Origin of the sequence: Winogradskyella alexanderae (genome assembly GCF_020166335.1) — a bacterium.
GTDB lineage: Bacteria > Bacteroidota > Bacteroidia > Flavobacteriales > Flavobacteriaceae > Winogradskyella > Winogradskyella alexanderae.
Map to the genome: position 1 here is coordinate 334,237 of NZ_JAIUJR010000002.1, position 25,323 is coordinate 359,559.

Below are 25,323 nucleotides of genomic sequence, written 5' to 3' on the forward strand. Positions count from 1 at the left end.
ACTTTTTAATTAATTACATTTGCTACTTCGAAGGGTCTATCTGTAGCTATGATGTCTACACCTGCAGATTTCCATGTAGCATATAATTGGTCACCTCGAGCTTTTGCTTGTCTATCTAAGTTGCCTAAGGTACCAAGCATACAAACAATATCATTGTCATGAAGGCGCTTATATAATGATGACGGCGATAAACGCGTGCCTGTAAAGGCGATCATATTCTCCAATGGGATATTGGCTTGTAACAGCCTATCAAATTCTTCATGATTACGTGCCGAAACGGACAATAACAAGTCTGGGGCTTGCTTAAAGGCAGACTTGGCCTGGTTAACATCGTATGTAATTAAAACGCAAACGTCTTCTGCATTTGCCATTTTAATTGCTTTAATAACATCACTTTGCTTTACGCTTCGCTTTATATCTACCGTAAGAATCACATTATTTTTTTGAGCCCATTTTAGAACATCCTTAAATAGCGGAATTTTGAAGTTTGTTACATTCCCAAAATCATCTACCAAATTATGATCTAATAACTCATTAATGGTCATTTTGCGCACCAAGCCACTTCCTGTAGTTGTTCTATTTATTGAGTTATCATGCATCAACACCAATTTATTGTCTTTAGTCTGAGCTATATCTATCTCAAAAATGGCAGAAATACTATCGTTTATATATTTAATTGTTTCTAAACAATTTTCTGGATAATTAAAAATGTCCTTACCGCCTCTATGAACACTAATGTTAGGATAATTCTTGTTAGATGCTTTAAAAACCTCGACGAGCTTAGACTTTACTATCGGCTCACTTTTGTTACTCTTACAAGAAACGATAAGCAGTGATATACAGAGTACATAAATAACCTTTTTCATTATATTGGGTATAAAAAAACCGCTTAGTAAACTAAACGGTTTCTGTTATTTTTAATTACAAAAATTAAGCCTCTGCAACCACTTCGAAAGTAAAGTCTACATTTACAGATCTGTGTAGTCTGATTTCTGCATCATACTGACCCAGGCGCTTAATGTTGCCACCTTGTATAGAAATAAACTTTTTATCAATTTCGTGGCCTTCTTTTCTTAATGCTTCAGCTAAATCGATATTAGTTATTGAACCAAATAATTTATCTCCAGCCGTGGCACCAGTTCCTGCCTTGGCAGTGATCTTTATATCTAATGCCTTTAAAGCTTCAGCGGTTTTCTCAGCTTCAGCAATAATTGATTTTTCTTTGTAGGCCCGTTGTTTTAGCGTTTCTGCCAATACTTTCTTTGCAGAAGGTGTTGCCATTACAGCATGCCCTTGCGGAATTAAATAGTTTCTACCATAACCGTTCTTAACTGTTACAATATCGTCTTTAAATCCTAAATTCTCAACGTCTTGTTTTAATATAAGTTCCATTGTTATGATATTTTATTTTAATAAATCGGCAACATATGGCATTAAAGCTAAATGTCTAGCCCTTTTGACAGCCACAGATACTTTTCTTTGATACTTTAAAGAAGTTCCGGTTAAACGTCTTGGTAATAACTTACCTTGTTCGTTTACAAAACTTAATAAGAAATCCGGGTCTTTATAGTCTATGTATTTAATACCAGACTTTTTAAAACGACAATACTTCTTAGTTTTTGTAGTCTCTATATTTAATGGTGTAAGATATCTAATCTCACCATCTTTTTTTCCTTTTGCTTGTTGTTCTATCGATGACATAATTTACGCTTTTTGTTTGTTTCTTTCTCTTCTTTTCTCAGCCCAAGCAATTGCATGCTTGTCTAATTTTACAGTTAAGTAACGCATAAAACGCTCATCACGTCTAAACTCTAACTCTAAAGGCTCAATCGCTTCACCAGCTACCTGGTATTCGAACAAGTGATAAAAACCACTTTTTTTGTTTTGGATTGGATAAGCCAGCTTTTTTAAGCCCCAATCTTCCTTGGCTATCATCTTAGCACCTTTAGAAACAAGAAAATCTTCATATTTCTTAACTGTTTCCTTTATCTGATCTTCAGATAAAACGGGATTTAAGATGAAAACAGTTTCATAATGATTCATAATATTCTATTTGTTTGTTATTAAAACGGGTGCAAAAATACACATATTTTCTTATTTTGGCAACGTTTTTGCAAGTAAAATATCGTATTATTTTGCACAAAATATTTTGTTAAATATTACAGTTTGTCGGTAAAATTTGTTTTTTAACCGAAATTATTGTACTATTGTCGATATCTTAACCTAATAAAATATTAATGTTATGACTTTAAACTGTGTAGTTGTTGATGATTCTGCGATTCAGCGCCTCTCAATAGTAAAGTTAATTGAGAACCATTCCTCACTTAATCTTATTGCAGAGTACAGCAGTGCGTTAGAGACAAAAAACGGTCTTAATACTCATAAAGTAGATCTTATCTTTCTAGATATAGAGATGCCTGTATTAAACGGTTTTGAGTTATTGGATGTACTCAACAACAAACCCCAAATTATTTTTGTTACTGGTAAAACCGAATATGCTTTTAAAGCATTTAATTACGACGCTACCGACTATCTTCAAAAACCAATTACTAAAGAACGATTTAATACGGCTGTTGAAAAAGCTATTGAACAGCACAAATTAAAATTAGACTTTAACGAAACTGACGGTGAACACATCTTTGTGAAGAGTAACCTTAAAAAACGTAAAGTTTATATTAAGGATATTAAGTGGATTGAAGCATTAGGCGATTATGTAAAAGTCGTAACTGAAGAAAATAGCCTAGTGGTTTTATCTACAATGAAAGCATTTGAAAAAGAATTACCGGAAGGTAAGTTCTTAAGGATTCACAAATCATATATTGTGAATTTAGACAAAATAGATCGCTTTAACAGTAAAAATGTTGAAGTTGGTGCTTATGAGATCCCATTGAGTCGAAATAAAAAGACACAATTGGTAGATGCATTAAATAACATGTAATTAGTAGTTGTCTATATTCAACACTACTCTCACAGGCCTGAAATCTTTTACAGCATTGAAGCTATTATGTATTTTCATAATAGCTTCTTTTGTTTTTGCTAAAGATTGGTTTTGAGGAATTTTAATTAGAATATTTTTATTGTATAGATTTCTTATCCTCGAAATCGGTGGAAATTCGGGCCCCAAAACGTTTGCCTTGAATACTTGTCGCAACGACGTTGCGAACCAGTCTGATGCAGCATTTACCTTATTATAATCCTTATGCTTAAACGTTATTTTTATTAACCTAAATATTGGTGGATAATGGTAATTGTACCTGTCGTTCATCTGTTCTGTAAACATCTCATTATAAGCATTGGTAGATACTTGCTGCAATATTTTGTGATGCGGATTATAGGTTTGTATCAATACCTTTCCTCTTAAATCCGTGCGTCCAGCTCGACCTGCAACCTGAGACATGAGTTGATAGCTACGTTCGTGAGCTCTAAAATCTGGAAAATTGAGCAAATTGTCTGCATTCATTATCCCAACGAGCTTCACATTTCTAAAATCCAATCCTTTGGTGAGCATTTGTGTACCTACCAAAACATCAATTTCACCTTGGTCAAAATTGGTTATGAGTTTTTCAAAACCGAATTTTCCTCTCGTGGTATCCAAATCCATACGCGCCACCTGATGCTCTGGAAATAACACCTTTACCTCCTCCTCTATTTGCTCAGTACCAAAACCTTTGGTATCTATGGTTGCATTGCCACAAGCTTCACAATTGGTCATCATAATTGTATTAAATCCACAGTAATGACATCGTAATTGATTTCGGTACTGGTGAAAGGTTAAACTCACATCACAATTTGGGCATTGCGGTGAATGACCACATGTTAGGCATTCAACAATCGGCGAGAATCCTCTTCTGTTCTGGAACAAAATAATTTGCTGGCTTTCATGCAAGGCAATGGTCATCTCTTCAATCAGTCGATCGCTAAAATGCCCTTTCATACGTTTACGCTTGTGCTTATCTGCCAAATCTACCAATTCAATTTCTGGCATCAGAACATTATTATAGCGCTTTGTCAATTCAACCAGGCCATATTTACCGCTAGAAGCATTGAAATAACTTTCTAAACTCGGTGTAGCTGATCCCAACAGGACCTTTGCCTTATGGAAATTAGCCAAAACTATTGCGGCATCTCTTGCATGATACCTTGGCGCTGGATCAAACTGCTTATAAGACTGTTCATGCTCCTCATCTACAACAATAAGTCCTAGATCAGAAAATGGCAGAAGAACCGCAGAACGTGCCCCTACTACAATTTGTGCTTTAGTCTTTTGGCTTAAGAGATTATTCCATACCTCAACACGTTCATTGCTGGAATATCTGGAGTGAAACACTGCAATTTTTTCACCAAAATAATACTGCAATCGCTCTACCAACTGGGTGGTTAAGGCTATTTCAGGTAAAAGGTATAAAACCTGTTTACCTTGTTCTAGCTGTTTTTGAATAAGGTTGACGTATATCTCTGTCTTTCCAGACGACGTTACACCATGCAATAGCGTAACGGATTTTTCCTCAAAATGGTTTTCTATTGCATTTAAGGCATCATTTTGTTCAACACTAAGTTCCTTTATTGCACCATCAGCTTCGCCTTCAAATTGAACTCTATCAATTTGAATGTGATATTCTTTTAAAATAGTTTTATCGATTAATGCCTTAACAATTGCTGTAGAAGCACCACTTGTTTTTGTTAATTCAGAAAGCTTGATTGGTTTGTTGCTTCTTGCCTGAAGCGTGAACAAGGAAAGTACGACCTCGCGTTGTTTTGGTGCTCTACTCAACAATTCAAGTAACTCTTGTAATTTCTCCTCGGTTCTAAAAACTTCATCTAACTTTACATATCGGACCAATTTAGGTTGGTACTTCTCATAAAGTTCTTCATGTAACTGCACTAGCCCCTTTTCTACCATTTCCTTAATCACCGGAAGCACACGCTTTTTATCTAAAATAGAAATTACGTCTTGAATTTTCAAGGAGGTCTGGTACTGTAGCGCTTCAATAATCAAAAATTCATCATCCTTTAGTTCAGCATCCTTAGGAGTTATATCCTCATTTCTTGATATAATTGTTTCGCTCTCAAGGATAAGTGCATTTGGTAGAGAAGCTCTCATCACTTCCCCCAAACTACACATGTAATAACCGGCAATCCATTCCCAGTGTTTCAGTTGCGATTCGGTAATAATGGGTTTTTCATCCAAAATTTGATGAATGGTCTTCGGTTCGTAGGCCACTGGAGGATTGTTATGAATCTGATAGGCTAATGCAGTGTAAATTTTATTTTTTCCAAAAGGTACAGCGATTCGCATACCTACTTTAATAAAGTCTGCCTCAGCTTCTGTTATATGATAAGTAAACGCTTTTTGAAGCGGGATTGGCAGTATGACATCTAAAAAAATCTCCACTAATCTGCTTTATGCCAATATTGTGTCTTATAAAAAAAAGCGATATAGCCTCTTACTTGTAAAGTATCTGGCTTATCGCCAAGTTTTAATCTGCATTTGTAAACCTTACCATTACTAGGATTTAAAATCGTGCCACCTTCGTAAACATCATCGTCTTTTTCTAAGCCATCAATGATTTTCATCCCAAGTATAGGCTTGTTTTTATTTTCATCTTCGCACTTATCGCACAAGGCATTTTTGCGGCTTGGATTAAGGATTTCGACGATCTTACCGTAGACTTTTCCATTCTCTTCGTAGATATTTACTATAGATTTCTCCTCACCAGTTTCATCATCAATGGTTTTCCATTTTCCAAAAATGTCTTGAGCTTGAATATTTAGTACTGTTATTAAACCAAAAATAAGCGCTAATTTCAATTTCATTTGATTAATTTTTTATATCTCAAAAATAACGCCTTTTAAACAAAAAAACCATCTCAATTAGAGATGGTTCTACAAATAATAAATGTTCGTTTATTCTTTGATTATTTTAAATGTTGCCTTTTCGATTTGAGACTGTAGACTTAAAATATATGTTCCAGAATCTAAATGACCCAAATCCAACCTTCTCAAATTGTCCGAAGATTTAAAAACTATTTTCCCAGTTAGGTCGAATACTGAAATCAATTCAAATTCTACCTGTCTGGACATCTCTAAATCAATAGTATCTTTAAATGGGTTAGGGTTAACAGTTATAGACTTATATAGACTCTCGTCTGCACCAAGTGTACTATCAACGTTAAAGGTTGCACAATTATACAATGACCAAACACCATCCACATTTTGTACCCGAACACAAAGTAAATGATCGCCTTCTGTGATATCATTTGGAGTTCCTGCTAATAAGGGCATAACAGTTGGATCAAATGGTGTACCAGCTCCAAAACCAGGATCCTCGTCTATGAAATATTCAGCTGCGACAATATCCGATGGCATATTAGTTAATTCACTAATAAAAAAGATGTGCCTATCGTATAATGACCAGGCACCATCGGCTACTTGCATCTCTACATAAAAACTATGAAATCCTTCACTTAGACCAGTTACAGGTACGGTAAAGCTTTCGGTAATTGATGGTGCTCCAGGACTAAGTGTTTCTAAACCTGAAATCGTAGTACCATCATCTACACGATATCTGTAAGCGATGATATCTTGACCTGAGGGAAACTCTGAAACGAAAAACGTAATTCTGTCGTAATGACTCCAAGTACCATCAGAATCTTGTGTCTCGATATACAGACTATGAAATCCAGGAGCTAAACTTCCTATGCCAATTTGGTAAGATTCACTAATTGACATGCTTGGAGTGCCTATACCTAAAGGATTATTTATACCATTATCTATTCTATAACGTGCATCCGTAATGTTATGACCTGTTAAAAAGGTTCCAATATAAAAAGTGGCTCTATCATAGTGGCTCCATGCGCCAGCACCCTGATTACCATCTATATCAAAAACTCGTATATGAAGGTCATGAAATCCGTCGGAAAGACCACTGATATCAATACTTTCTGTGTGACTTGCTGTGGAAATGACAAAGGACGTATTTAGGCCTAAACCAAGGTCGTTATCGTTGAAGTAATACTCTGCTGTCGTAATATTCTGTGCACCGACAATACTCATGCCTAGCCAGAAGACTAGTTGAATTAAAATCAATCTCATAACTAGTGCCTAGTTAGAGTTAGACTGAATGGTGACCTCTAAAGTTCCTCCCGGTGCAATTTGAGATGTAATTGCCGTTATCGTAACAATTGGTATACCTGCTGTAAAACCAAAATTGTTAAAGGTAAAGTTTGTATTGGTACTATATAAACCGATGTCATCGTTATCAGTACCCATCATAAGGGCAGGTGATCCAGCTTGCAGACTATAATCAAATAATGGATCAAAAACAGGGTTTGAAACATTTACAAATAGAGGATCGGTATCATTAATATTGTTAGAGCCATTTAAAGGTAACACTCCGCTAATTGAGTTATACGTTAAACAATTATTGTAAATTACCCCTTCATTATTCAAGTCCGCAGGATTTCCGGAAGAAGCAATATAAAAAATAGAATCTTCTACTTCTAAATTACCTGTACTTACACTTCTATTAGAGGCCCCTGCAAAATCGATAAATATGTTGTTTTCGATAATTGCAGTTTCATGCAACCTTATATTAATGTTCCCTGTTACAATGTTATTTGAAACAATAATATTATTAAAATTATTAGCAGTTGTCGACGCAGAAGTTGTTCCAATAAAATCTATTACATTTCCGCGAAAAATTAAATTATTTACCAGACCATTGTTTGCAGATACACCAGAACCAGATGAATTACTACCTCCAAAATAATTATTTTCAAAAATGATGTTATCTAACAAACTGGAATTATTAAAAGCCACATCATCAATATTTAAACCAGTTACTCGGGTATCAGAAGAATTATCTAAAAAAATAATATCATCTATGAATGTATTCTTATCTATATCACTATGGGCATAGCCAATTAGATTAATCGATTTATCTATTTGAATATTACCATAATTTATTTCAGATGCATGTATATAAATTATATCACCAGCTGATGCGGCGTTTATGGCTGCTTGTAAATCGCTGTAATTCGCATCTGCGCCCACAGTATTGTCTACAGTAATTGTTGTTTGCGCATTGATAAATAGTATGGTAAATAGGAATAACAAACTGAGGGTTGTAATTTTTTTCATGTTTTTTGTTTTTAGAATTAATTAATTTTTTTTGAGTTTGAATAGTTTTCTCAAGTCAGAGTCTTTGGCATCATTAGACTTATTATTAGACCCGTTTGTTTTTGCACTTTTCATTTGAGAATTCTTATTGTTTAAAGATGACGTTTTTATTGGCGGATCGTCACCATTAAGTCTATTAACCATTGCTCGGTATATAGCAGCTTCAATGTCCTTAGATGTTTCATAAATTTCATCGTATAATTTACCTGCTTCAGCATAACGTCTCTGTTCTTGTAATATTAGAGCATACAATACTTTACGCTGTTTTTCTTCTAAAGAATTCAATCGTCCTGTGTCTATTTTGTAGCTTTCAATAATATCTGCTTCTGCCTGCTTAAGATTACCAAGGTAAAAATGGGTTTTAGCCCTGAACATATAACTAATAGCCTTTGGATACATAGCCACCATTTCATTAAGACTTTTCAAATCTGCAAAACTCACCTCTGTAACTCCTTTTGCCATTTTTTTCCTATACTCTTCTTCTTTAGCTCTGTAATACAAATCACAACTGTACATTAATTCTATCTGATACCTCTTTTTAAGTTCTCGTCTTGCTAGCTGTCCTTTGCTGAATTTAACTTTGGTATTTTCCTCATTAATTTCAGCATCAATGAGGCTGGCATAAACAGGCAACTTTTCTTGAAAACATTTGTCATAAGCCGAAGATGCCCTTTTTAATTTGTAGAATTTATCTTCTAAGCAGTCACATATATCATTTTTGAACTGGTCGTTATAATCTTGAGCACTAAACTTAGTAGGGCAGAGTATTATAAACACAAATAAAGCAATGCTATTTTTCATTGGTTAAAATTTACTTTGGTGAATGTATTGATTGTTAATCTTCTTCTTCAGGGATGAAGTAGCTCTTTATAATTAAGCCACAGTACTTTAAGGCTTTTTTTGCCTTATTGAGATTTAGAGTAGCTTTTGCCTGTTTCATAAACGAAGCATCCGAGATATCATCAACAATATCTGGTGCCAATTGCCAGAGACTGTCAAGGTCTTGTTCTGCTCTTTCTGTTAACTCATCTTCAAGCTCCGACGGAATATCAATTCCGGCTTGGGTTAAACTGTCATAAACAAAGATTTTGTTATACAAGTTAAAGGATTTATCAACGAACAGATCTACACTTGTTACTTTTGATATTCGCTTTGGAGGTTTAAGTCTTTTCTTCTGGGAATTACCAATATTTGGTGCCAAAAAAATTATAAAAAAGACAAACAAAGTGAATGGTCCAAATTTAAAAAAAGACATGTTAAAGAGGGATTTTAATTAATAGCGTTAGTAATATATGAATTTTCTTTCGAGTCTATGGTTTCATTATCAGATAATTACAATTTTATAACCTTGTATCTTGTAAACTGCAATTAATATCGATAAAACGTAATACGTTTAATCGTATGATTCTTTATCATTACCTAAAACATAAGCTTTAGCTGTTTTAAGGCAGTATTTAAGTGCCTTTGATGCTTTTTTGAGGTTAATTGTAGCCTTAGCCTGTTTAATAAAAGGAGCTTCAGAAATATCATCCCATAAATCAGGTGTTATTTGCCATAAGCTATCCAAATCACGTTCTGTCCGTTCTATTAACTCTTCCTCTAAATCTACTGGAATCTCATATCCCTTCTGAGATAGACTATCATAGACATATACTTTGTTGTAAATGTCAAAAGACTTACCTACAAATAAATCTACACTTTTTACTTTTGATATTCGCTTTGGTGGTTTCATACGTTTTGCTTGACCTTGAGCTAAAATTGGAAATATGAGAAAAACAACGAGTAGAAGCGGGAGCATCTGAAATTTAAAACTATGAGTCTTCATATTAATTGGATTAATAATTCACATCGAAGTACTTGAATTAATCCTATTAATACTAGGCACAATTTATAACTGTGCACTTTCAGTTTATAATCGTGTAGAAATTGTATTTTTATTAAAAATTAACCGACCAAAATCGCTACTAATCTCATTATGAAGTTCTACCCAAGCTGTCTTTTTTTAATCTTCAACCTCCTTTGCTATGGACAAAACCCTAAAATCGATTCACTATCAAATCTTCTTAATAATTCAAAACAATTAGATGAGGAAAGATTCAAAATAATTAGTGAATTATCATATGAATATCATACCATAGATGCTCATACAGGACTAGAATATGCAAAAGAGGCTATAGGTTTGGCCAAACAATTAAAAAGAAACGATTTATTGGCTTATGGACATAAATTTAAGGCATTTAATCATCAAACTTTAAAGGAAGACTCTTTGGCTATTTTGGACTTTAACGAAGCCATTGCGATTCAAACAAAATTAAATAATTGGGACCAAGTTGGTCGGATTTCCTATAATAAGGGTCTTAGTTACTTTAATAAATCTGATTACGAGGAAGCTTTAAATTGTCAGGAATTGGCATACGCTAGTTTCGAAAAGACTCAAGACAGCATACTTATGGCCATAGTTCTAAATAGTATTGGCACTAACGAAATGTACCTTACACGTTATCCTGAGGCAATCGAAACCTTCATGCGTGCGTCCACCATTTATGAAATGACCGGTAATTCAAAATCCCCACGTCATGCTGAAGTTTTTAGTAATATTGGATTGCTCTATTCAAGGATAGAAAATTATGAAACCGCACTTGATTACTACAAAAAAAGTCTTGAGATTACGACCACGATTAATGATGCATATGCCAAGGGTAATACCTTAAGTAATATCGGGAATGTTTATGACAATATGGATCAACCAAATCTTGCGATAGACTATTATAACCAGTCTCTTGCCATAATGCAATCGTTAAAAAACGACTATGGAATAGCTAGCGCATTAACCAATACCGGTATTGCTCATATTAGTTTAAAAAACTATGATACAGCTTTAAACTATTTAAGCAGATCTATAGCGTTATGGGAAGACTTAAATAACCTAAACAATCTAGCTATAGTTTATGAAAATATTGGCTCGATTTATTTGGGACAATTTAATCATGGTAATGCATCAAAAACCAATTTACTTTTAGCGAAACGAAATCTTGACCAAAGTTTAGTCTATGCCGAAAACATAAATAATTTAGAAAGGCTATCGAGTGTACTTCACCAACTAGCAGACGTAAATTATAAACTTAACAATTACCGAAAAGCCTATTTGGATAAGGAAAAGGCCATCAAATTGAAAGACAGTTTTATTTCTGTAGAGAAAAAGGAAGAATTTATACGGCTTGAGACCAAATATGAATTTGAAAAGAAAGCATATCAATTAAAGACTGAATTTGAAAAAAATCAAGCTTTAAAACAGGCCGAAATCGAAAAGCAAAAAGTGATTACAAATTCATCAATCATTGGCGGATCAAGCATACTATTATTGGGTGTTATTGGCTTTATTTTATTTAAAAGAAAACAAGAAGAGAAAGCCAAAACAAAAGAAGCCAAATTTAATCTCACAGTTTCAAATACAGAACTTAAGGCGCTGAGGTCACAAATGAATCCACATTTCATTTTTAATTCATTAAATTCTATTAACGCCTATATTGCAAATAATGATATCGATAATGCAACCAACTATTTAACCAAGTTTGCCAAGTTAATGCGTGAAACATTAGAAAAATCTAGAGAAAAAGAAATTTTATTGTCTGAGGATATTCAAATATTAAAGACCTATATGGATATTGAAAAGAAACGTTTTAATGGCCGATTTAGTTATAAATTTATACTAAATGATAGCCTGGATCCCGAAACCGTAGAAGTACCACCTATGATACTTCAACCATTCGTAGAAAATAGTATTATTCATGGCTTAAGCAATATTTCAGGTGATGGTCTTATTACAATCAGTTTCCGTCAAGAAAATAAAATGTTAGTATGTTCGGTTAAAGACAATGGCGTTGGAAGAGATAAGACTAATAAATTCAATCCAAATCGCAATAAGAAATCTTTGGGTATGGAGATTACCAAAAGTAGAATAGATATCATTAACAAAATAAAAAATACAAATGGTAGTATTGAGGTTGTAGACCTATCTAAAGGTACCGAAGTAATAATTAAATTACCATTAATGTCAGCATTCTAAAACATGATACGAACTATAATTATAGATGATGAAAAACACTGTAGCGATCGTGTGTTAAAACTTATTTCTGATCATGCTCCTAATTTGAAAGTTATTGCCGTTTGCAATAATGTGGAAGAAGCTGTAGATGTTACGAAAACTTTAGATCCTGAACTGATTTTTCTTGATATTGAAATACATGATAAAACAGGTTTTGATTATCTAGAAAAACTTGGTTCATACAACTTTCATCTCATCTTTACCACAGCTTTTGACAATTATGCCATAAAGGCTTTTAAATATAGCGCTATGGATTATCTGCTAAAGCCCATTGACAGTGATGATTTTATTCAAGCAATTGATAAATTAACCAAACGGTTAAATGCCTTAGACCAAGAATTACAAATAAAACTATTATTAAATAATCTCAATAAGGAAAATCAAAATAAAACCATAAGAATCCCAACTTCAGAAGGATTTGAATTAATAACCATTGAGGATATTATACACTGCCAAGCAGATAGCAGTTATACACATATCTTTACAACAAACTCTAAACTGCTTGTATCCAAACCCATTAAATATTTTGACGACCTTTTAAAGGATGATAATTTTTTTAGAATTCACAATTCACATATGGTAAATATTAGTCATGTGAAAAAGTATACAAAAGGAAAAGGAGGTTTTGTAACGATGTCTAATAATAACACTGTTGATGTCTCTGCTAGAAAAAAAGAAGAATTTTTAAAATTATTCAAATAGAGAATCCCTAAATTTTGCGCAACCGTCTCAGCGTTGCATTTAGCTCATAACCAAGCAACAAAATATTAGAATTTAACCATAAATAAAGCAATAAAATTAACAATGCGCCGATAGAGCCGTACAACTTGTTGTACTGAGAGAAGTTTTCGATATATACACCAAACAAATAAGATGTTAACATAATTAACAGTGTAGTTAACAAGGCACCAACCGAGAAAAATCGGGTATGCCTACCTTCCTTTGTCCCAAAATAATAGAGTGTAGCTGTAGCCAAGTACACCATAAGAACAAAAAACAAATACTTTGCAAAGACAATCCACCCTACTCCAGAATCTGTTTTAAGAGCATCTTGCCCAGTTAAGCCTTCGTAAATAGGCTGAATGATGTATATCTGAAAATACCCAAATACAGCCACCGTTAGCAACACCAAAAAGACCAATATTAAAGAGACACCAAACGCATATAAATACTGTTGTACCACATTTCTGGTTAACTGATCGTGATAGGAATACTCAAACCCTGAAAATACAGCACTAACACCATTGGCCATTAGTATCATGGACAATAAAAATATGGTAGATATTAATCCTGCTCCTCCACTATCGCTAATGTTTTCGAAAATATTTGAGAAGAAAAAGTCAGACGTTTGTGGTGGTAAAAAATCATTTAAGAATTGTTCAAATTCTTCCGGAAAACCTTCTATTGGTATATAAGGCATTACTATGAGAACGAACAACAAAAAAGGAAAGATTGCAGTAAAAAAATTAAATGCAATAGCACTTGCTCGAGTAGTTAGCGCTCCTTTTACAATACCCATCGTATAGAGTTCCAAAAGGTCATATACAGATAAACCCTCAAAACCCGGTAATCGTAATTGTTTAAAAAAACGCACAACGATATTGATAATTGGAATTTTGTCTAGTTTATCTTCTATGTGTTTGGTCATATAATAATTTTATACCGCTTTTAGACTCAAATCCATATTATAAACCGAATGCGTTAAGGCACCAGACGAAATATAATCCACACCACATTCGGCATACTTTCTCACCGTTTGCTCATTAATACCACCCGAGGATTCGGTTAAGCACTGTTCACCAATAAGTTTTACTGCTTTTCGTGTATCCTCATAATTAAAATTATCAATCAAAATTCTGTATACACCACCACAATCCAATATTTCCTTGATTTCTTCAAGGTCACGAGCCTCAACGATAATTTTTAAATCACGATTGGTATCGTTCAAGTATTGTTTGGTTAGGTTGATGGCTTTAGCCACACCTCCTGCAAAATCGATGTGGTTATCCTTTAGCATGATCATGTCATACAAGGCAAATCGGTGATTTTCGCCACCACCTATCTTAACAGCCCATTTTTCCAAAGCTCTAATTCCAGGTGTTGTTTTACGGGTATCTAAAATTTTGGTTCCTGTACCTTCAAGCAGATCCACAAACTTCTTAGTTTTCGTTGCAATAGCGCTCATACGCTGCATAGCATTTAGCACCAGTCGTTCTGCTTTAAGTATGGATTGCGAAGCACCTTCAACATAAAAAGCAATATCACCATATTTGACTTCAGTTCCATCTTCTATTAAGGTTTCAACTTTCATATCCTTGTCAACATAAGCAAAAACCTGCTTTGCAAACTCCACACCTGCAATTACACCATTGTCCTTTACCAATAGTTTTGCTTTACCTGTTGCCGAGGCTGGAATACAAGCCAATGAACTATGGTCGCCGTCACCGACATCTTCGCGTATAGCATTGGCTATAATAAGTTCTATTTCCTTATCAAATTGTTTTTGTGAAATCATGTGTAGATATTTACCGTAAAAATAGGAATTGAAAGATTAAAATTTCAAAAAGCTAATGGCTATTTCTAAAAAAGCATAACTTTGAAATTATGACTATTAAACTCCTCGCTATAGGTAAAACCGACAATAGTAATCTGCAAAGCCTTATTGCCGATTACCAAAAACGCTTGGGGCATTACATAAGGTTTGAGTTTGAGATTATTGCAGATATTAAAAATGCCAAACACCTCAGCGAAAGTCAACAAAAAGACAAGGAAGGGGAGCTTATTTTGGCCAAAACCCAAAAATCAGATGTGTTGCTATTATTGGATGAAAAGGGAAAACAACTGGATTCAGTAGCTTTTGCCAACTACCTACAAAAGCATCTAAATTCTGGAATAAAAAACTTAATTTTTGTTATTGGAGGACCCTACGGTTTCTCTGAAGCGGTCTATCAACGTGCAAATGGTAAACTAGGTTTGTCTAAAATGACTTTTTCCCACCAAATGGTACGTTTATTTTTTATAGAACAACTATACAGAGGGTTTACTATTTTAAAGAATGAACCCTATCATCATAGATAGTAGTAAACCCTCTGGTATAATTAAACGCCGTAAGCGTTATTATGAATATTAATGTGTTTTATATACTTGCTTGCGCTTTTTTAATTGGCGCGTTAAATCGTTAATTGTTTCACTAGCGGCTAATTCGTATTCTCTTTCATTTGATGTCGCAAAAATGCGAGGACCAGGTAAACTTAATTCGATATTACAGATTTTACCTGCTTTATGGTCTTTATCGTCATGTTTAATATAAACTTGGGCGGATATGATAAACTCAAATTTGTTCGCTAATTTCTCTAGTTTTTCCGTTATAAATGCTGAAAGTGTTTCGCTTACATCAGTATTTACATATTGAAAATTCACCGTCATATATATACTTGTTTTAATTAATAATTCCTTACTCTAATATACGATTATTAAAACCGTATATAGCTGATAAATATCATAAATAACAACTAATTATTCAAAGACAATATCATCAATGTAAATCTTATGCGGTGCACCATAAGCCTGTGCAAACAGCACAAATCCTGAGCGTATGCAACTCAGATCTGATTTCCTGACCTTAATGGTAAACTGCTTCCAGTTTGAATCGAGTTCTATTTCTTTAGCCTCGATTGCCGAATCTGGATAGGTCTTATCCTCGCCTATTAACCCGAAACCTACCTTTGCAACAACGCCTCCAAAATCGGACTTAGCCCAAAAGCTGAAGCGCTTGGCACCAATGATATCATAACCTCCTAAAATGTCGCCCCAATCATTCGCAGGATCTACCAAGCCAATACCATACCAGCCACTGCGTTCTTTATAGTGAATGAGCATAGATGTTTCTCCTCTGTAGTGCTCAGAAGTGTGGTTTAAATCTATCTCTAATGCGTCATAATTGCCCATATAAGCAGAAGCAAAATAAGGCATGTCAATAGAATCCGTGTAGACATGAAATGGCAAGGCTACCTTAGGGACTAAAAATTTCTTTTTGCTAGCTTCGGCATCCTTAACTACTATTGAGGTTGATGCAATTCCCATATTATTAAAGCCATCCTTAACCATGGCATACACCTTAATACTGCCGTTGACTTTTGGAAGTTGCACCTCAAAGCCGTTTTCTAAATTGCCTCTATGGTTTAACGTCAATAGCTGATTCCTGTAGCGTCTGCTCCCAACACGATGGTTGTAACCAAAACTGACCTCCAAGGCTTCATTTTCTTTATCCGTTACTTCTAAAGTCAATGGAACCCAAGACGCACTATTATTGGCGTTATCTGGTAAGGTAAAACTTTTAATTTCTGGCACATCATTTTCTGGCTTATTTCCTGTATAGGCTTCTCTAATAGCCCAATATTGAGGTCTATAGCTCCCATTAAAATGGGTCATGAGCCAAACACCGCCAAAATCGGTTCCATTGCTGTAATGAAATACATATACACCCAAGCAATTGCTCTTATTAGTTATCCAGTCACCATAACCCTTGGCAATTGCCTCGTACTTTTGAGCATCGCTTGGTTCTATCTTAACACCATTTTTATCTTCTACAGCGTCCCATTCGCCCATCGGGCCGAACTCCGTGATGATATACGGTTTATCAATATTGCGTTTTTTCATTTCATCCTGAAGGAAATGTGCTCCTGCGCCATAAACATTTAAGCCATAAATATCTAAAGAAGGTACATGCTCCTTCCACCAATCCATGCCAAAGGTCCATGCCTCGGTTGAAGAAATTGGGTGATTGCTATCCGTATTTTTTATAGCGCTACAAACACGTTCCAAAAACTTCGAGTAGACCAACTTTTCTTCATCTGTGGCCATATTAAGGTAAACCTCATTCCCCACGCCCCAAGCCAAAGTTGCCGGATGATCTTTGAACTGTTGCACCACTTCCATCGCATAATTGTATTGGTCTTCCATACCTTGCTTATCGTTGATGTAATCAAAACTATCATCGTCTTCCATACCAGGTCTGCCATGGCGCATCCAAATACCCACCATGACTTTTATTCCATAGGCATGCGCTATATCCATAAGCTTGGGAGTGTTTTCTCCAGTGGCCCAAAGGCGTATGGTATTCACACCCAAGTATTGTAAATCCTTAAAATACGCCTCGTAGTTGGCAACATCTTTATCATAGCCCCAAGTTGCGCCTTTGATCTCAAAAGGGGCACCATCTACCTTTAAAATCCATTGGTTATCAATCTTTTCCACAGTGGTTTGAGAAAAAGAAAAAAAGGAAAACAGCAAACAAAAAACGATATATCGCATGGTATTGTCTTAGAACCATAAAGCTAATCATAATTTAGTGTTTAAACGAATTATAAAGTACCTTTGAGCAACCTTAATACACCACTATATGCAACTTGTTTTTGCTACCAATAATCCCAACAAAATCAAAGAGGTACAGGCTCTGGTACCAGAACACATTAAGCTATTAAGCTTAGCTACTATTGGGTGTACCGAAGAGATTCCAGAGACTACAGGAACCATAGCAGGCAATGCCAAGCAGAAGGCCGACTATATCAAAATCCATTACGGTTACGATTGTTTTGCAGACGATACAGGTCTAGAGGTTGAAGCCTTAAATGGCGAACCTGGCGTCGATACGGCCTATTATGCAGGACCACAACGCAATGCCAATGACAACATGAATAAGCTCCTTAAAAATCTAGAACATAAAGATAATCGAAACGCCCAATTTAAAACGGTTATTGCTTTACATCTCAATGGTGCGTATCATGAGTTTACAGGTATTTGCAAAGGAGCGATTACTAAAAGCAAACAAGGCGATAAAGGTTTTGGTTACGATCCTGTTTTTAGACCAGAAGGCTATGAGCATACCTTTGCCGAGATTGATCTTGAGCAAAAAAACAAGATTGGCCACAGAGGTTTGGCTGTAAAACAGCTAATAGATTTTCTTAAAAATACGTCGGGTTAGGTATTAAAATCCCAAAGAAGAAAAATTAACTTCGTTTATCATCCAATTAAAACTGAATTCATATTACCAATTAACGATACACTAAAATTGTTTATCCAATAAAAAGTCTATCTTTGCGCCTTTATTGAGCGCGAGGTCCTAAAAAGTTTAGGACAGGTGTTATAAGAAGTTTAGGTTAAAGAATGTCGGTTCCCTTCTTATGTAACACTGCATAACATAATCGATATTTTAACCAAAACGAATGATTACATTCCAAGAATTGGGTCTTAACCAAGACCTTTTAAATGCTATTACAGACCTAGGGTTTACAAAACCTAGTGAAGTACAAGAAAAAGCAATCCCAGCATTATTAAACGAAGAACGAGACCTTGTGGCGCTAGCACAAACAGGTACGGGTAAAACCGCCGCCTTTGGGTTTCCAATGCTTCAAAAAATAGATGTTAACAGCAGAACGACACAAGGCCTTATTTTATCGCCAACGCGAGAGCTGTGTTTGCAAATTACCAACGAGCTAAAACTTTATGGCAAATATTGCAAAGGCTTAAACGTCGTTGCCGTTTATGGTGGTGCAAGCATAACAGAACAAGCTAAGCAAATAAAAAAGGGTGCACAGATTATTGTGGCGACTCCTGGCCGTATGAAAGATATGATTAGCCGTAAATTGGTAGATATATCCAAAATTGAGTATAGCGTACTCGATGAGGCTGATGAGATGCTTAACATGGGCTTCTACGAGGATATCACAGATATTTTATCATACACTCCAGAGGACAAGAGTACCTGGTTGTTTTCAGCAACAATGCCAAAAGAAGTGGCAGCCATTGCGCGTAAATTTATGTACGATCCTATTGAAATTACGGTAGGAAACAGAAATGAAAGTACCAATCAGGTATCGCATGAGTACTATTTGGTGAACGGTAGAGACCGATATTTGGCACTTAAGCGTTTGGCAGATGCTAATCCTGATATATTTTCGGTGATATTCTGCAGAACGAAGCGCGATACACAAAAAGTAGCCGAAAAATTGGTAGAAGATGGTTACAGTGCAGGTGCACTCCATGGCGATCTCAGTCAAAACCAACGCGATTTGGTAATGAAAGCTTTTAGGAACAAGCAGATACAGATGCTTGTTGCAACAGATGTTGCTGCACGTGGTATTGATGTAGATGACATAACCCATGTGATTAATTACCAATTACCAGACGAGATAGAAACTTACACTCACCGTTCTGGCAGAACAGGTAGAGCTGGTAAAACAGGTGTATCCATGGTTATTGTCGCTAAAAGTGAAGTGCGCAAAATAAAAAGTATTGAGCGCATCATAAAAAAGCAGTTTGAGAAAAAGGATATGCCATCGGGCATGGAAATTTGCGAGGTACAGCTAATGAGCCTAGCAAACAAAATGCATAATACCGAGATAAATCATGAGATTGACGCGTTTTTAGATAGCATCAATGAACTCTTCGAAGATACAAGCAAAGAAGAATTGATTAAAAAATTCTTTTCAGTTGAGTTTTCACGATTTTACGACTATTACAAAAAAGCAAAAGATCTTGCTGTCACAGATTCGAGTGAAGGTGGTGACAGAGCACCTTCTAATAATGAAACGCGCTACTTTATCAATGTAGGTCGTAAGGACGGCTACGACTGGATGTCGCTTAAAGACTTCATAAAAGAAGTCTTAGAGCTTGGCAGAGACGATGTATTTAAGGTTGATGTGAAGGACAGTTTCTCGTTCTTTAACACTGATAAATCCATGGAGAAAAGGGTATTGGACTTTTTTACGGATTTTAAATACAATGATCGTTTTGTCAATGTTGAAATCACGGAAAATAAGGGAGGTGGTAGACGCGATCGTAGTGGCAGAGGTAAAAAACGTAATGATAGTAAACGTGGCGGAAGACGCTCATCTGATTCTGGTAATCGCAGTGAGAGAGTTGGTAGACGTTCAGGAGGTCCTAAATCTGATCGCAGACGATCAGGATCTGGTTCTGATAGACCAAGACGCTCAAGACGCAAATAATAAATAGCCTACTATCGTTTTAGGGTGAAATGACCTGTGTAGGTTTCATTTTTACTGGGTCGCTTTAAAATAAACCAATAGTCTGAAGTAGGCATTAGTTTTCCATTATAGGTACCATCCCAAAAAGGTGATGCTGCATTAAGCGCGGCTAATTGTTTACCGTATCTATCAAATATCAAAATCTCAAAGTCATTTTCATCAGGTGAGAGTTTTATAGTCCAATAAGGATTGAAGTTGTCACTATTGGGTGTAAAATATTTAGGATAACCTAAGACAGTAACCAATTTTGATATAACACCACAACCGTTTTTATCTCTAACATAAACCGTAAATTCACCATAGGTTACATTGGAAAACGTATTGGAATCTTGGTATACCAAATCATCAAGCGAATATTCATAGTCGCCCGAGCCTTCAGCAAATACAGTAATGCTATTTAGGTGTTGCCATTCTTCAATTTCTAAATCAGTGATTGTGGCTAATCCTGAAGGCAAAACGCTGAACACCTTTATGGTACTGCAAGCTATTTGCGGTGCTGTATTATGGTTTTTAAATACTTCAACAGTGTACGTGCCAGCTTCATTAATAGCAATAGATGCACTACTATTTCCAGTGGACCAAAGGTAAGCATCAAAACCCTCGTCAGCATTTAATATCAATGATTCGTCCTCACATAGTATCAGTGTTTCGTCTTCAATAATATCTGGTCGCTCCAAAATGACCAGTTCAAATGCGGTAATATCAAAACAGCTTGGATTAAAATTGTTTTGAATGCGCGCATAAACCGTTTGAGTATTAGAAATATTATAATTCAAGTCTAAAGGATTGAGACCGCTCAGTGCATTGTCTTCAGAATCATAAAACAAAACAGAAAAGGTATCAACATCTTGAGTTCCATAGACCTCATTGATTTTAGTTTCGAGATTAAAGGTGGTTAAACCGCTATCATCTTGCGATTCGCATTGATAGAAATCCATTGGCGTATTGGCTATAGGAATTTCGTATATGGTGATTTCATCGGTTAACTCAAGTGATTGTCCTACAACAGACGCGCTAACGTTTACAGTATATATGCCTGGATTTGTATAAACATGCGCAGGATTCATGTCGTTAGAGGTGTTGCCATCTCCAAAATCCCATGTTACTGTAGCGTTATCTACCTCAGTTACCAATTCAAAAACTGTTTCACTACCAACACATGAATTATTTATACTAAATGTAGCATTGAATAGCGATTGCACAAATGGTGGTAAACCCAAAGTAACAATTCGTCCACCCAAATCTACAGCGCCTATTTGGTAATCACAATCAGGACCTAAAGTGTTGGGATTATTGATAACATCGAGCGCTGTTTTACCCGAATTACAAACATATATCTTACCATCGAGTGCCAACTGCAAGCCACCAAATTCATCTCCACCTTCATACAATATTGTCATAGAATCTATAATGGCATTAGCAGTGTTTAACCTTAAATCAAACTGAAAGAGCCTTGACCCAGCTTCATTTGTAAAAAAATCAAAATTTTTGTCCGTAACGTATAACAGTTCTCCATTGGGAGAAAATTCTACACCGTATGCACCCGAGGCTGAGGAGCTATTATAAAATAGATTGTCGAGTAAAATCGGATTTGATATGACGCCAGTATTATCGTTAAAATCAAATATTTCGACATTGCTTTCCGTACCAAATTTGGCACTTGCTATACGATTTCCGTCAGGAGAAACTTTTAAATAGCCAATAGTATTGGCAATAAACTGATCGAGTTCATTGAAATTATCATTACCATGAAATGTACCTACTGCTGAAACAACAGGAGTTAAGTTTATGCCTTGAGGTGAGATTTGGTATGCTAAAAATTCATTGTTTCTCCATCCGTGCGTTATAAGCCAGTAATCAATACCATTTGCATGCTTTACAGCTGTAATTTTCTCTGTACTTGGCGTTAGTAGTTCTTCATTTTTTAATGTCACGTCTCCATTTCCATTATTAAGACTCATGTCTACGATAGAGTATCTAAAACCATTATCGCCAGCAGAACTATCTACCGTAAAAACATAATATACTGTCTCAGAACCAGGACGTGGCACGATTAAACCAGATTGGGTGCTTGAGGGATCTCCTAATAGACCAAAGCCATTTGGCATTTGATTGTGATTTTTATCCCATATCGAAATTCCATCTGTATAAAATAGCAACTGACCGTTAGCATCTGATATTGTACCACAACCTTCATTTGTGTTCAATTGGCCATCTAAATTGAATACGGGATTTCCCGAGCTAAAATTTAAACCTGCATTGGCACCAAAAAACCAATTTGAAGCTTCACCTTGTGCAGAAACACTATGGATGAAACAACACGTTAGTACTATTTGGGTAATAATCCTTTTCAATTTTTATGAAACCTTAACAATTTGGATTGAACATTTTGTCCAGTAATCTAAATTACAAACAATTGTAGAAAATGAAATATGTATTAACATTTGAGTGATATGTATGAGGTACCATTAATGGGCATAGTTCTTGTTAATATTAAGTCAAATCTATGACGGCCATACTTTAAAATGCGTTTTGTTTAGTACATTTACATCAAAATCTATGCACATAAGATACTTACTTATACTGCTTTTATGTTTTACTACAGTTAATAGCTATAGCCAAGACAATAGCACTACTCAAGAACGTACGCGCGTTAAAGGCACGATTATTAGTAGTACTACCAATGCGCCTTTAAGTGAAGTCAATATTGTGAATATTAACCAAGTGGTTGGAACCTCAACCAACGACGATGGTGTTTTTGAAATTAGTGCTGTAGCCAATGATACACTTTTGCTTTCCTACCTAGGTTATAAATCTATAAAAGTACGTGTTACCAATGATTGGATTAAGTTTGGGAATACCGAAATAACCATGACAGAGCTCGCATTAGCGCTTGAAGAAGTTACTGTAAAACAGCTCCAGCTCACAGGCTATTTAAAGGTTGACATGATGCAAGTGCCTATTCAATCTAATAATAGATATCGCATCTCAGGTTTACCAGGACAAGGTTATGAAGCTGGCAGACCAAATATTGCTACAAAAGTATTAGGTGCAATTTTCAATCCTGCAGACTTCCTCTATAACATGTTTGGCAAGAAACCAAACGAAATGAAAAAGTTGAAAAAAATGAAAGAGGATGACGAAATAAGAAATCAACTTGCCAAGCGTTTTGATCGCGAAATGTTATTGGTTTTACTTCAAGTAAATAAGTTTGATCTAGACGAAATTGTAAATCAATGTAATTACTCCAAGGATTTTATCAATACCGCAAATGATCTTCAAATTTTAGATGCCATAAGCGAGTGCTATGAAGAATATAAGGTGATTAGCCGTAACAATAAACGCAAGGGCAAAAAGAAAAATAGAGCTTAATATTTTAAGAATTAGAGTGCAGTGCGACTCTATTTCCTTCAGAATCTATAAATACTCCCATGTACCCATGTTCTTCTGAAATCTGAGTTTTTGGCTGATAGATTTTGCCACCTGCATCCTCCACTCTATCTAATTCATTCTGAACATCCTCGGACATAAAATAAATCAATATTCCTTCTTGACTTGGTATATAACTATCTTGTTTTACCAATGTTCCTGTAGCACCGTAAGCACCATTATTATCAGGAAACCATCCCATTAAAAAGCCTCCAAAATCAACTTCTTTAATCTCTATGTTAAATACTGTTTCATAAAACAGTTTTGCCCTAGCCATATCATTAACCGGAATTTCAAACCAACCTACCATATTATACTATTTAAGATTCAAGAATTGTTTTAAGATCATTTAGTCCGTCTTCAAAGTCTGCACCAACGGTTTTATCCATATTAAAAAACAGGAAAAAAATATTGGATGGTGGTTTATTTACACCAGAGAAACCCCAAGTTACCTTTGTAGTATCACTATCTACAACGTCGACTGTGATAAAGGCATTTGATTGGGATTTCCACGGTTTAAAGAAACGAAGTTGCGACTCCATGCACTCATTTTCTATAATACGAGTGATTTCCTGTTCACCTGTACCAACATCTTTATTGCCTTTCCAGCGTGATATAAATCCAACTTCACCATCGTTCCCTTCAAATTCTTGAGTCATATTCGGATCTTTCTTTTTCCATGGCGACCAATCATTATGCTTTTTAATATACTTAATGTAATTAAATACTTCTTCTAAAGGTTTATTAATCTGTATACTTCTACTAACATTGTAACTTTTCGGTGCTATTAGAGCGAGTAGTACTATTATACCAATAATAGCAAGCACCACATATAATGCGATTGTCATAATTAATAAGATTTAATAGTAAGTCCTTTAAAGTTACGAAATTTTAAGCTTCAGATTGAAAGCGCTCTACAATGGCGTCGTAGTTCTTTATTGTTTTTCTAATCCAATCAAAACGTTTTTCTATTCGCTCCTCCTCAGTTAGTTGCCAAGAAATATCTGAGTTTCTAAGTTTGGAGGTTACATGTTGTAAAATTATGGCCGCTGAAACAGAAATATTGAGACTCTCCGTAAAACCAAACATTGGGATTTTTAAGAAACAATCTGCTTCATCTAACACCTTTTGCGAGAGCCCTTCGGTCTCACGCCCAAAGAAAAAACACGATTTTTTTGATATGTCGAAATCTATGAGATCACAATCTTCTGTATGTGGTGTAGTTGCTACAATTTGGTAGCCCTTAGTTTTTAAATCTAAAATGCATTGATTCACAGTATTATAGCGGTTTAAATCCACCCATTTTTGGGCTCCCATTGCTATTTCTCTATCAATGCGTTTGGTATTAATTTCTTCAATAATATTAACTTCTTGAATACCAAATACATCACAAGAACGTATAACTGCACTGGTATTGTGCAATTGATATACATCTTCTGTTGCTACCGTAAAGTATTTGGTGCGTTGTGCCAAAACCTGAGCAAACCGGTTACGTCTATGCTCCGTGAGATACGATTCTAAGTATTCGAGAAGTTTTAAATTGGCCATAAACCAAAAATAGTATTT

Annotated in this window: 26 protein-coding genes; 7 read left to right on the forward strand and 19 right to left on the reverse strand. The window is 35.3% G+C overall.

Annotation, left to right across the window (positions count from 1 at the left end; genetic code table 11):
- Positions 1-5: 5 nt before the first annotated feature.
- The 4 genes from LBU54_RS04955 to rpsF all read right to left on the reverse strand — a co-directional run bounded on the left by LBU54_RS04955 (position 6) and on the right by rpsF (position 2,043).
- Positions 6-866, reverse strand: coding sequence for a glycerophosphodiester phosphodiesterase family protein (locus tag LBU54_RS04955; protein ID WP_224526691.1), 861 nt, complete (start codon positions 864-866; stop codon positions 6-8).
- A gap of 64 nt (positions 867-930) precedes the next feature.
- Positions 931-1,392, reverse strand: coding sequence for a 50S ribosomal protein L9 (gene rplI / locus LBU54_RS04960; RefSeq protein ID WP_224526693.1), 462 nt, complete (start codon positions 1,390-1,392; stop codon positions 931-933).
- 12 nt (positions 1,393-1,404) lie between these two features.
- Positions 1,405-1,704 (reverse strand): 30S ribosomal protein S18, encoded by a 300-nt coding sequence (rpsR, locus tag LBU54_RS04965; RefSeq protein WP_224527063.1) that lies wholly within the window; start codon positions 1,702-1,704, stop codon positions 1,405-1,407.
- Positions 1,705-2,043 (reverse strand): 30S ribosomal protein S6, encoded by a 339-nt coding sequence (gene rpsF, locus LBU54_RS04970; RefSeq protein WP_076620932.1) that lies wholly within the window; start codon positions 2,041-2,043, stop codon positions 1,705-1,707.
- Between the two features lie 199 nt (positions 2,044-2,242).
- Between rpsF and LBU54_RS04975 the strand changes: the two genes are divergently transcribed.
- Positions 2,243-2,938, forward strand: a complete 696-nt coding sequence (locus LBU54_RS04975; protein WP_076620930.1) for a LytR/AlgR family response regulator transcription factor — start codon at positions 2,243-2,245, stop codon at positions 2,936-2,938.
- Here the strand turns inward: LBU54_RS04975 and priA are convergent, their stop codons facing one another.
- From priA to LBU54_RS05010, 7 genes are all read right to left on the reverse strand, one after another.
- Positions 2,939-5,392 (reverse strand): replication restart helicase PriA, encoded by a 2,454-nt coding sequence (gene priA / locus LBU54_RS04980; protein ID WP_224526695.1) that lies wholly within the window; start codon positions 5,390-5,392, stop codon positions 2,939-2,941. It lies immediately after the preceding gene.
- Positions 5,392-5,814: a DUF2147 domain-containing protein gene (locus LBU54_RS04985; protein WP_224526696.1), complete on the reverse strand. Its 423-nt coding sequence runs from the start codon at positions 5,812-5,814 to the stop codon at positions 5,392-5,394. The genes priA and LBU54_RS04985 overlap by 1 nt, the downstream gene beginning before the upstream one ends.
- A 90-nt stretch (positions 5,815-5,904) precedes the next feature.
- Entirely contained in the window at positions 5,905-7,092 is a 1,188-nt protein-coding gene (locus tag LBU54_RS04990; RefSeq protein WP_224526697.1) for a T9SS type A sorting domain-containing protein, read from the reverse strand.
- A gap of 9 nt (positions 7,093-7,101) precedes the next feature.
- Positions 7,102-8,139, reverse strand: coding sequence for a right-handed parallel beta-helix repeat-containing protein (locus tag LBU54_RS04995; protein ID WP_224526698.1), 1,038 nt, complete (start codon positions 8,137-8,139; stop codon positions 7,102-7,104).
- Positions 8,140-8,160: 21 nt separating this feature from the next.
- Positions 8,161-8,979, reverse strand: a complete 819-nt coding sequence (locus tag LBU54_RS05000; protein ID WP_224526700.1) for a hypothetical protein — start codon at positions 8,977-8,979, stop codon at positions 8,161-8,163.
- A 34-nt stretch (positions 8,980-9,013) separates the two neighbouring features.
- Positions 9,014-9,433 (reverse strand): hypothetical protein, encoded by a 420-nt coding sequence (locus tag LBU54_RS05005; RefSeq protein ID WP_224526702.1) that lies wholly within the window; start codon positions 9,431-9,433, stop codon positions 9,014-9,016.
- 138 nt (positions 9,434-9,571) lie between these two features.
- Positions 9,572-10,003, reverse strand: a complete 432-nt coding sequence (locus LBU54_RS05010) for a hypothetical protein (RefSeq protein ID WP_224526703.1) — start codon at positions 10,001-10,003, stop codon at positions 9,572-9,574.
- 150 nt (positions 10,004-10,153) lie between these two features.
- Between LBU54_RS05010 and LBU54_RS05015 the strand changes: the two genes are divergently transcribed.
- Both LBU54_RS05015 and LBU54_RS05020 read left to right on the forward strand, forming a co-directional pair.
- A complete protein-coding gene (locus tag LBU54_RS05015; RefSeq protein WP_224526705.1) occupies positions 10,154-12,244 on the forward strand; it encodes a tetratricopeptide repeat protein in 2,091 nt (696 codons plus the stop codon).
- 3 nt (positions 12,245-12,247) lie between these two features.
- Positions 12,248-12,985 (forward strand): LytR/AlgR family response regulator transcription factor, encoded by a 738-nt coding sequence (locus tag LBU54_RS05020; RefSeq protein ID WP_224526706.1) that lies wholly within the window; start codon positions 12,248-12,250, stop codon positions 12,983-12,985.
- Between the two features lie 7 nt (positions 12,986-12,992).
- Here LBU54_RS05020 and LBU54_RS05025 read toward each other — a convergent pair whose 3' ends face one another.
- On the reverse strand, positions 12,993-13,931 hold the full coding sequence (locus tag LBU54_RS05025) for a YihY/virulence factor BrkB family protein (RefSeq protein WP_224526708.1): 939 nt from the start codon (positions 13,929-13,931) through the stop codon (positions 12,993-12,995).
- A gap of 9 nt (positions 13,932-13,940) precedes the next feature.
- Positions 13,941-14,798 carry a carboxylating nicotinate-nucleotide diphosphorylase gene (gene nadC, locus LBU54_RS05030; protein ID WP_224526711.1) on the reverse strand — a complete coding sequence of 286 codons (858 nt, stop codon included), beginning with the start codon at positions 14,796-14,798 and terminating at the stop codon, positions 13,941-13,943.
- 89 nt (positions 14,799-14,887) lie between these two features.
- On the opposite strand from nadC, the gene rlmH reads away from it, so the two are divergent.
- Positions 14,888-15,361 carry a 23S rRNA (pseudouridine(1915)-N(3))-methyltransferase RlmH gene (rlmH, locus tag LBU54_RS05035; RefSeq protein ID WP_224526714.1) on the forward strand — a complete coding sequence of 158 codons (474 nt, stop codon included), beginning with the start codon at positions 14,888-14,890 and terminating at the stop codon, positions 15,359-15,361.
- A gap of 48 nt (positions 15,362-15,409) precedes the next feature.
- Here rlmH and LBU54_RS05040 read toward each other — a convergent pair whose 3' ends face one another.
- Positions 15,410-15,709 carry an HPF/RaiA family ribosome-associated protein gene (locus LBU54_RS05040; protein WP_224526717.1) on the reverse strand — a complete coding sequence of 100 codons (300 nt, stop codon included), beginning with the start codon at positions 15,707-15,709 and terminating at the stop codon, positions 15,410-15,412.
- Positions 15,710-15,799: 90 nt separating this feature from the next.
- A complete protein-coding gene (locus tag LBU54_RS05045) occupies positions 15,800-17,539 on the reverse strand; it encodes a glycoside hydrolase family 2 TIM barrel-domain containing protein (protein WP_224526719.1) in 1,740 nt (579 codons plus the stop codon).
- Between the two features lie 145 nt (positions 17,540-17,684).
- Between LBU54_RS05045 and LBU54_RS05050 the strand changes: the two genes are divergently transcribed.
- Positions 17,685-18,266: a non-canonical purine NTP diphosphatase gene (locus LBU54_RS05050; RefSeq protein ID WP_224526721.1), complete on the forward strand. Its 582-nt coding sequence runs from the start codon at positions 17,685-17,687 to the stop codon at positions 18,264-18,266.
- 241 nt (positions 18,267-18,507) lie between these two features.
- Positions 18,508-20,289: a DEAD/DEAH box helicase gene (locus LBU54_RS05055; RefSeq protein WP_224526723.1), complete on the forward strand. Its 1,782-nt coding sequence runs from the start codon at positions 18,508-18,510 to the stop codon at positions 20,287-20,289.
- Positions 20,290-20,300: 11 nt separating this feature from the next.
- On the opposite strand, the gene LBU54_RS05060 is transcribed toward LBU54_RS05055, so the two are convergent.
- Positions 20,301-22,682, reverse strand: a complete 2,382-nt coding sequence (locus LBU54_RS05060) for a T9SS type B sorting domain-containing protein (RefSeq protein ID WP_224526725.1) — start codon at positions 22,680-22,682, stop codon at positions 20,301-20,303.
- 205 nt (positions 22,683-22,887) lie between these two features.
- Between LBU54_RS05060 and LBU54_RS05065 the strand changes: the two genes are divergently transcribed.
- Positions 22,888-23,700 (forward strand): carboxypeptidase-like regulatory domain-containing protein, encoded by an 813-nt coding sequence (locus LBU54_RS05065; protein ID WP_224526728.1) that lies wholly within the window; start codon positions 22,888-22,890, stop codon positions 23,698-23,700.
- 4 nt (positions 23,701-23,704) lie between these two features.
- On the opposite strand, the gene LBU54_RS05070 is transcribed toward LBU54_RS05065, so the two are convergent.
- The 3 genes from LBU54_RS05070 to LBU54_RS05080 are packed head-to-tail and all read right to left on the reverse strand — an operon-like array spanning position 23,705 to position 25,305.
- Positions 23,705-24,067 carry a VOC family protein gene (locus LBU54_RS05070; protein WP_224526730.1) on the reverse strand — a complete coding sequence of 121 codons (363 nt, stop codon included), beginning with the start codon at positions 24,065-24,067 and terminating at the stop codon, positions 23,705-23,707.
- A gap of 10 nt (positions 24,068-24,077) precedes the next feature.
- Positions 24,078-24,605, reverse strand: coding sequence for an SRPBCC family protein (locus LBU54_RS05075; protein ID WP_224526732.1), 528 nt, complete (start codon positions 24,603-24,605; stop codon positions 24,078-24,080).
- Positions 24,606-24,648: 43 nt separating this feature from the next.
- Positions 24,649-25,305, reverse strand: coding sequence for a TrmH family RNA methyltransferase (locus tag LBU54_RS05080; RefSeq protein WP_224526735.1), 657 nt, complete (start codon positions 25,303-25,305; stop codon positions 24,649-24,651).
- Positions 25,306-25,323 lie beyond the last annotated feature (18 nt).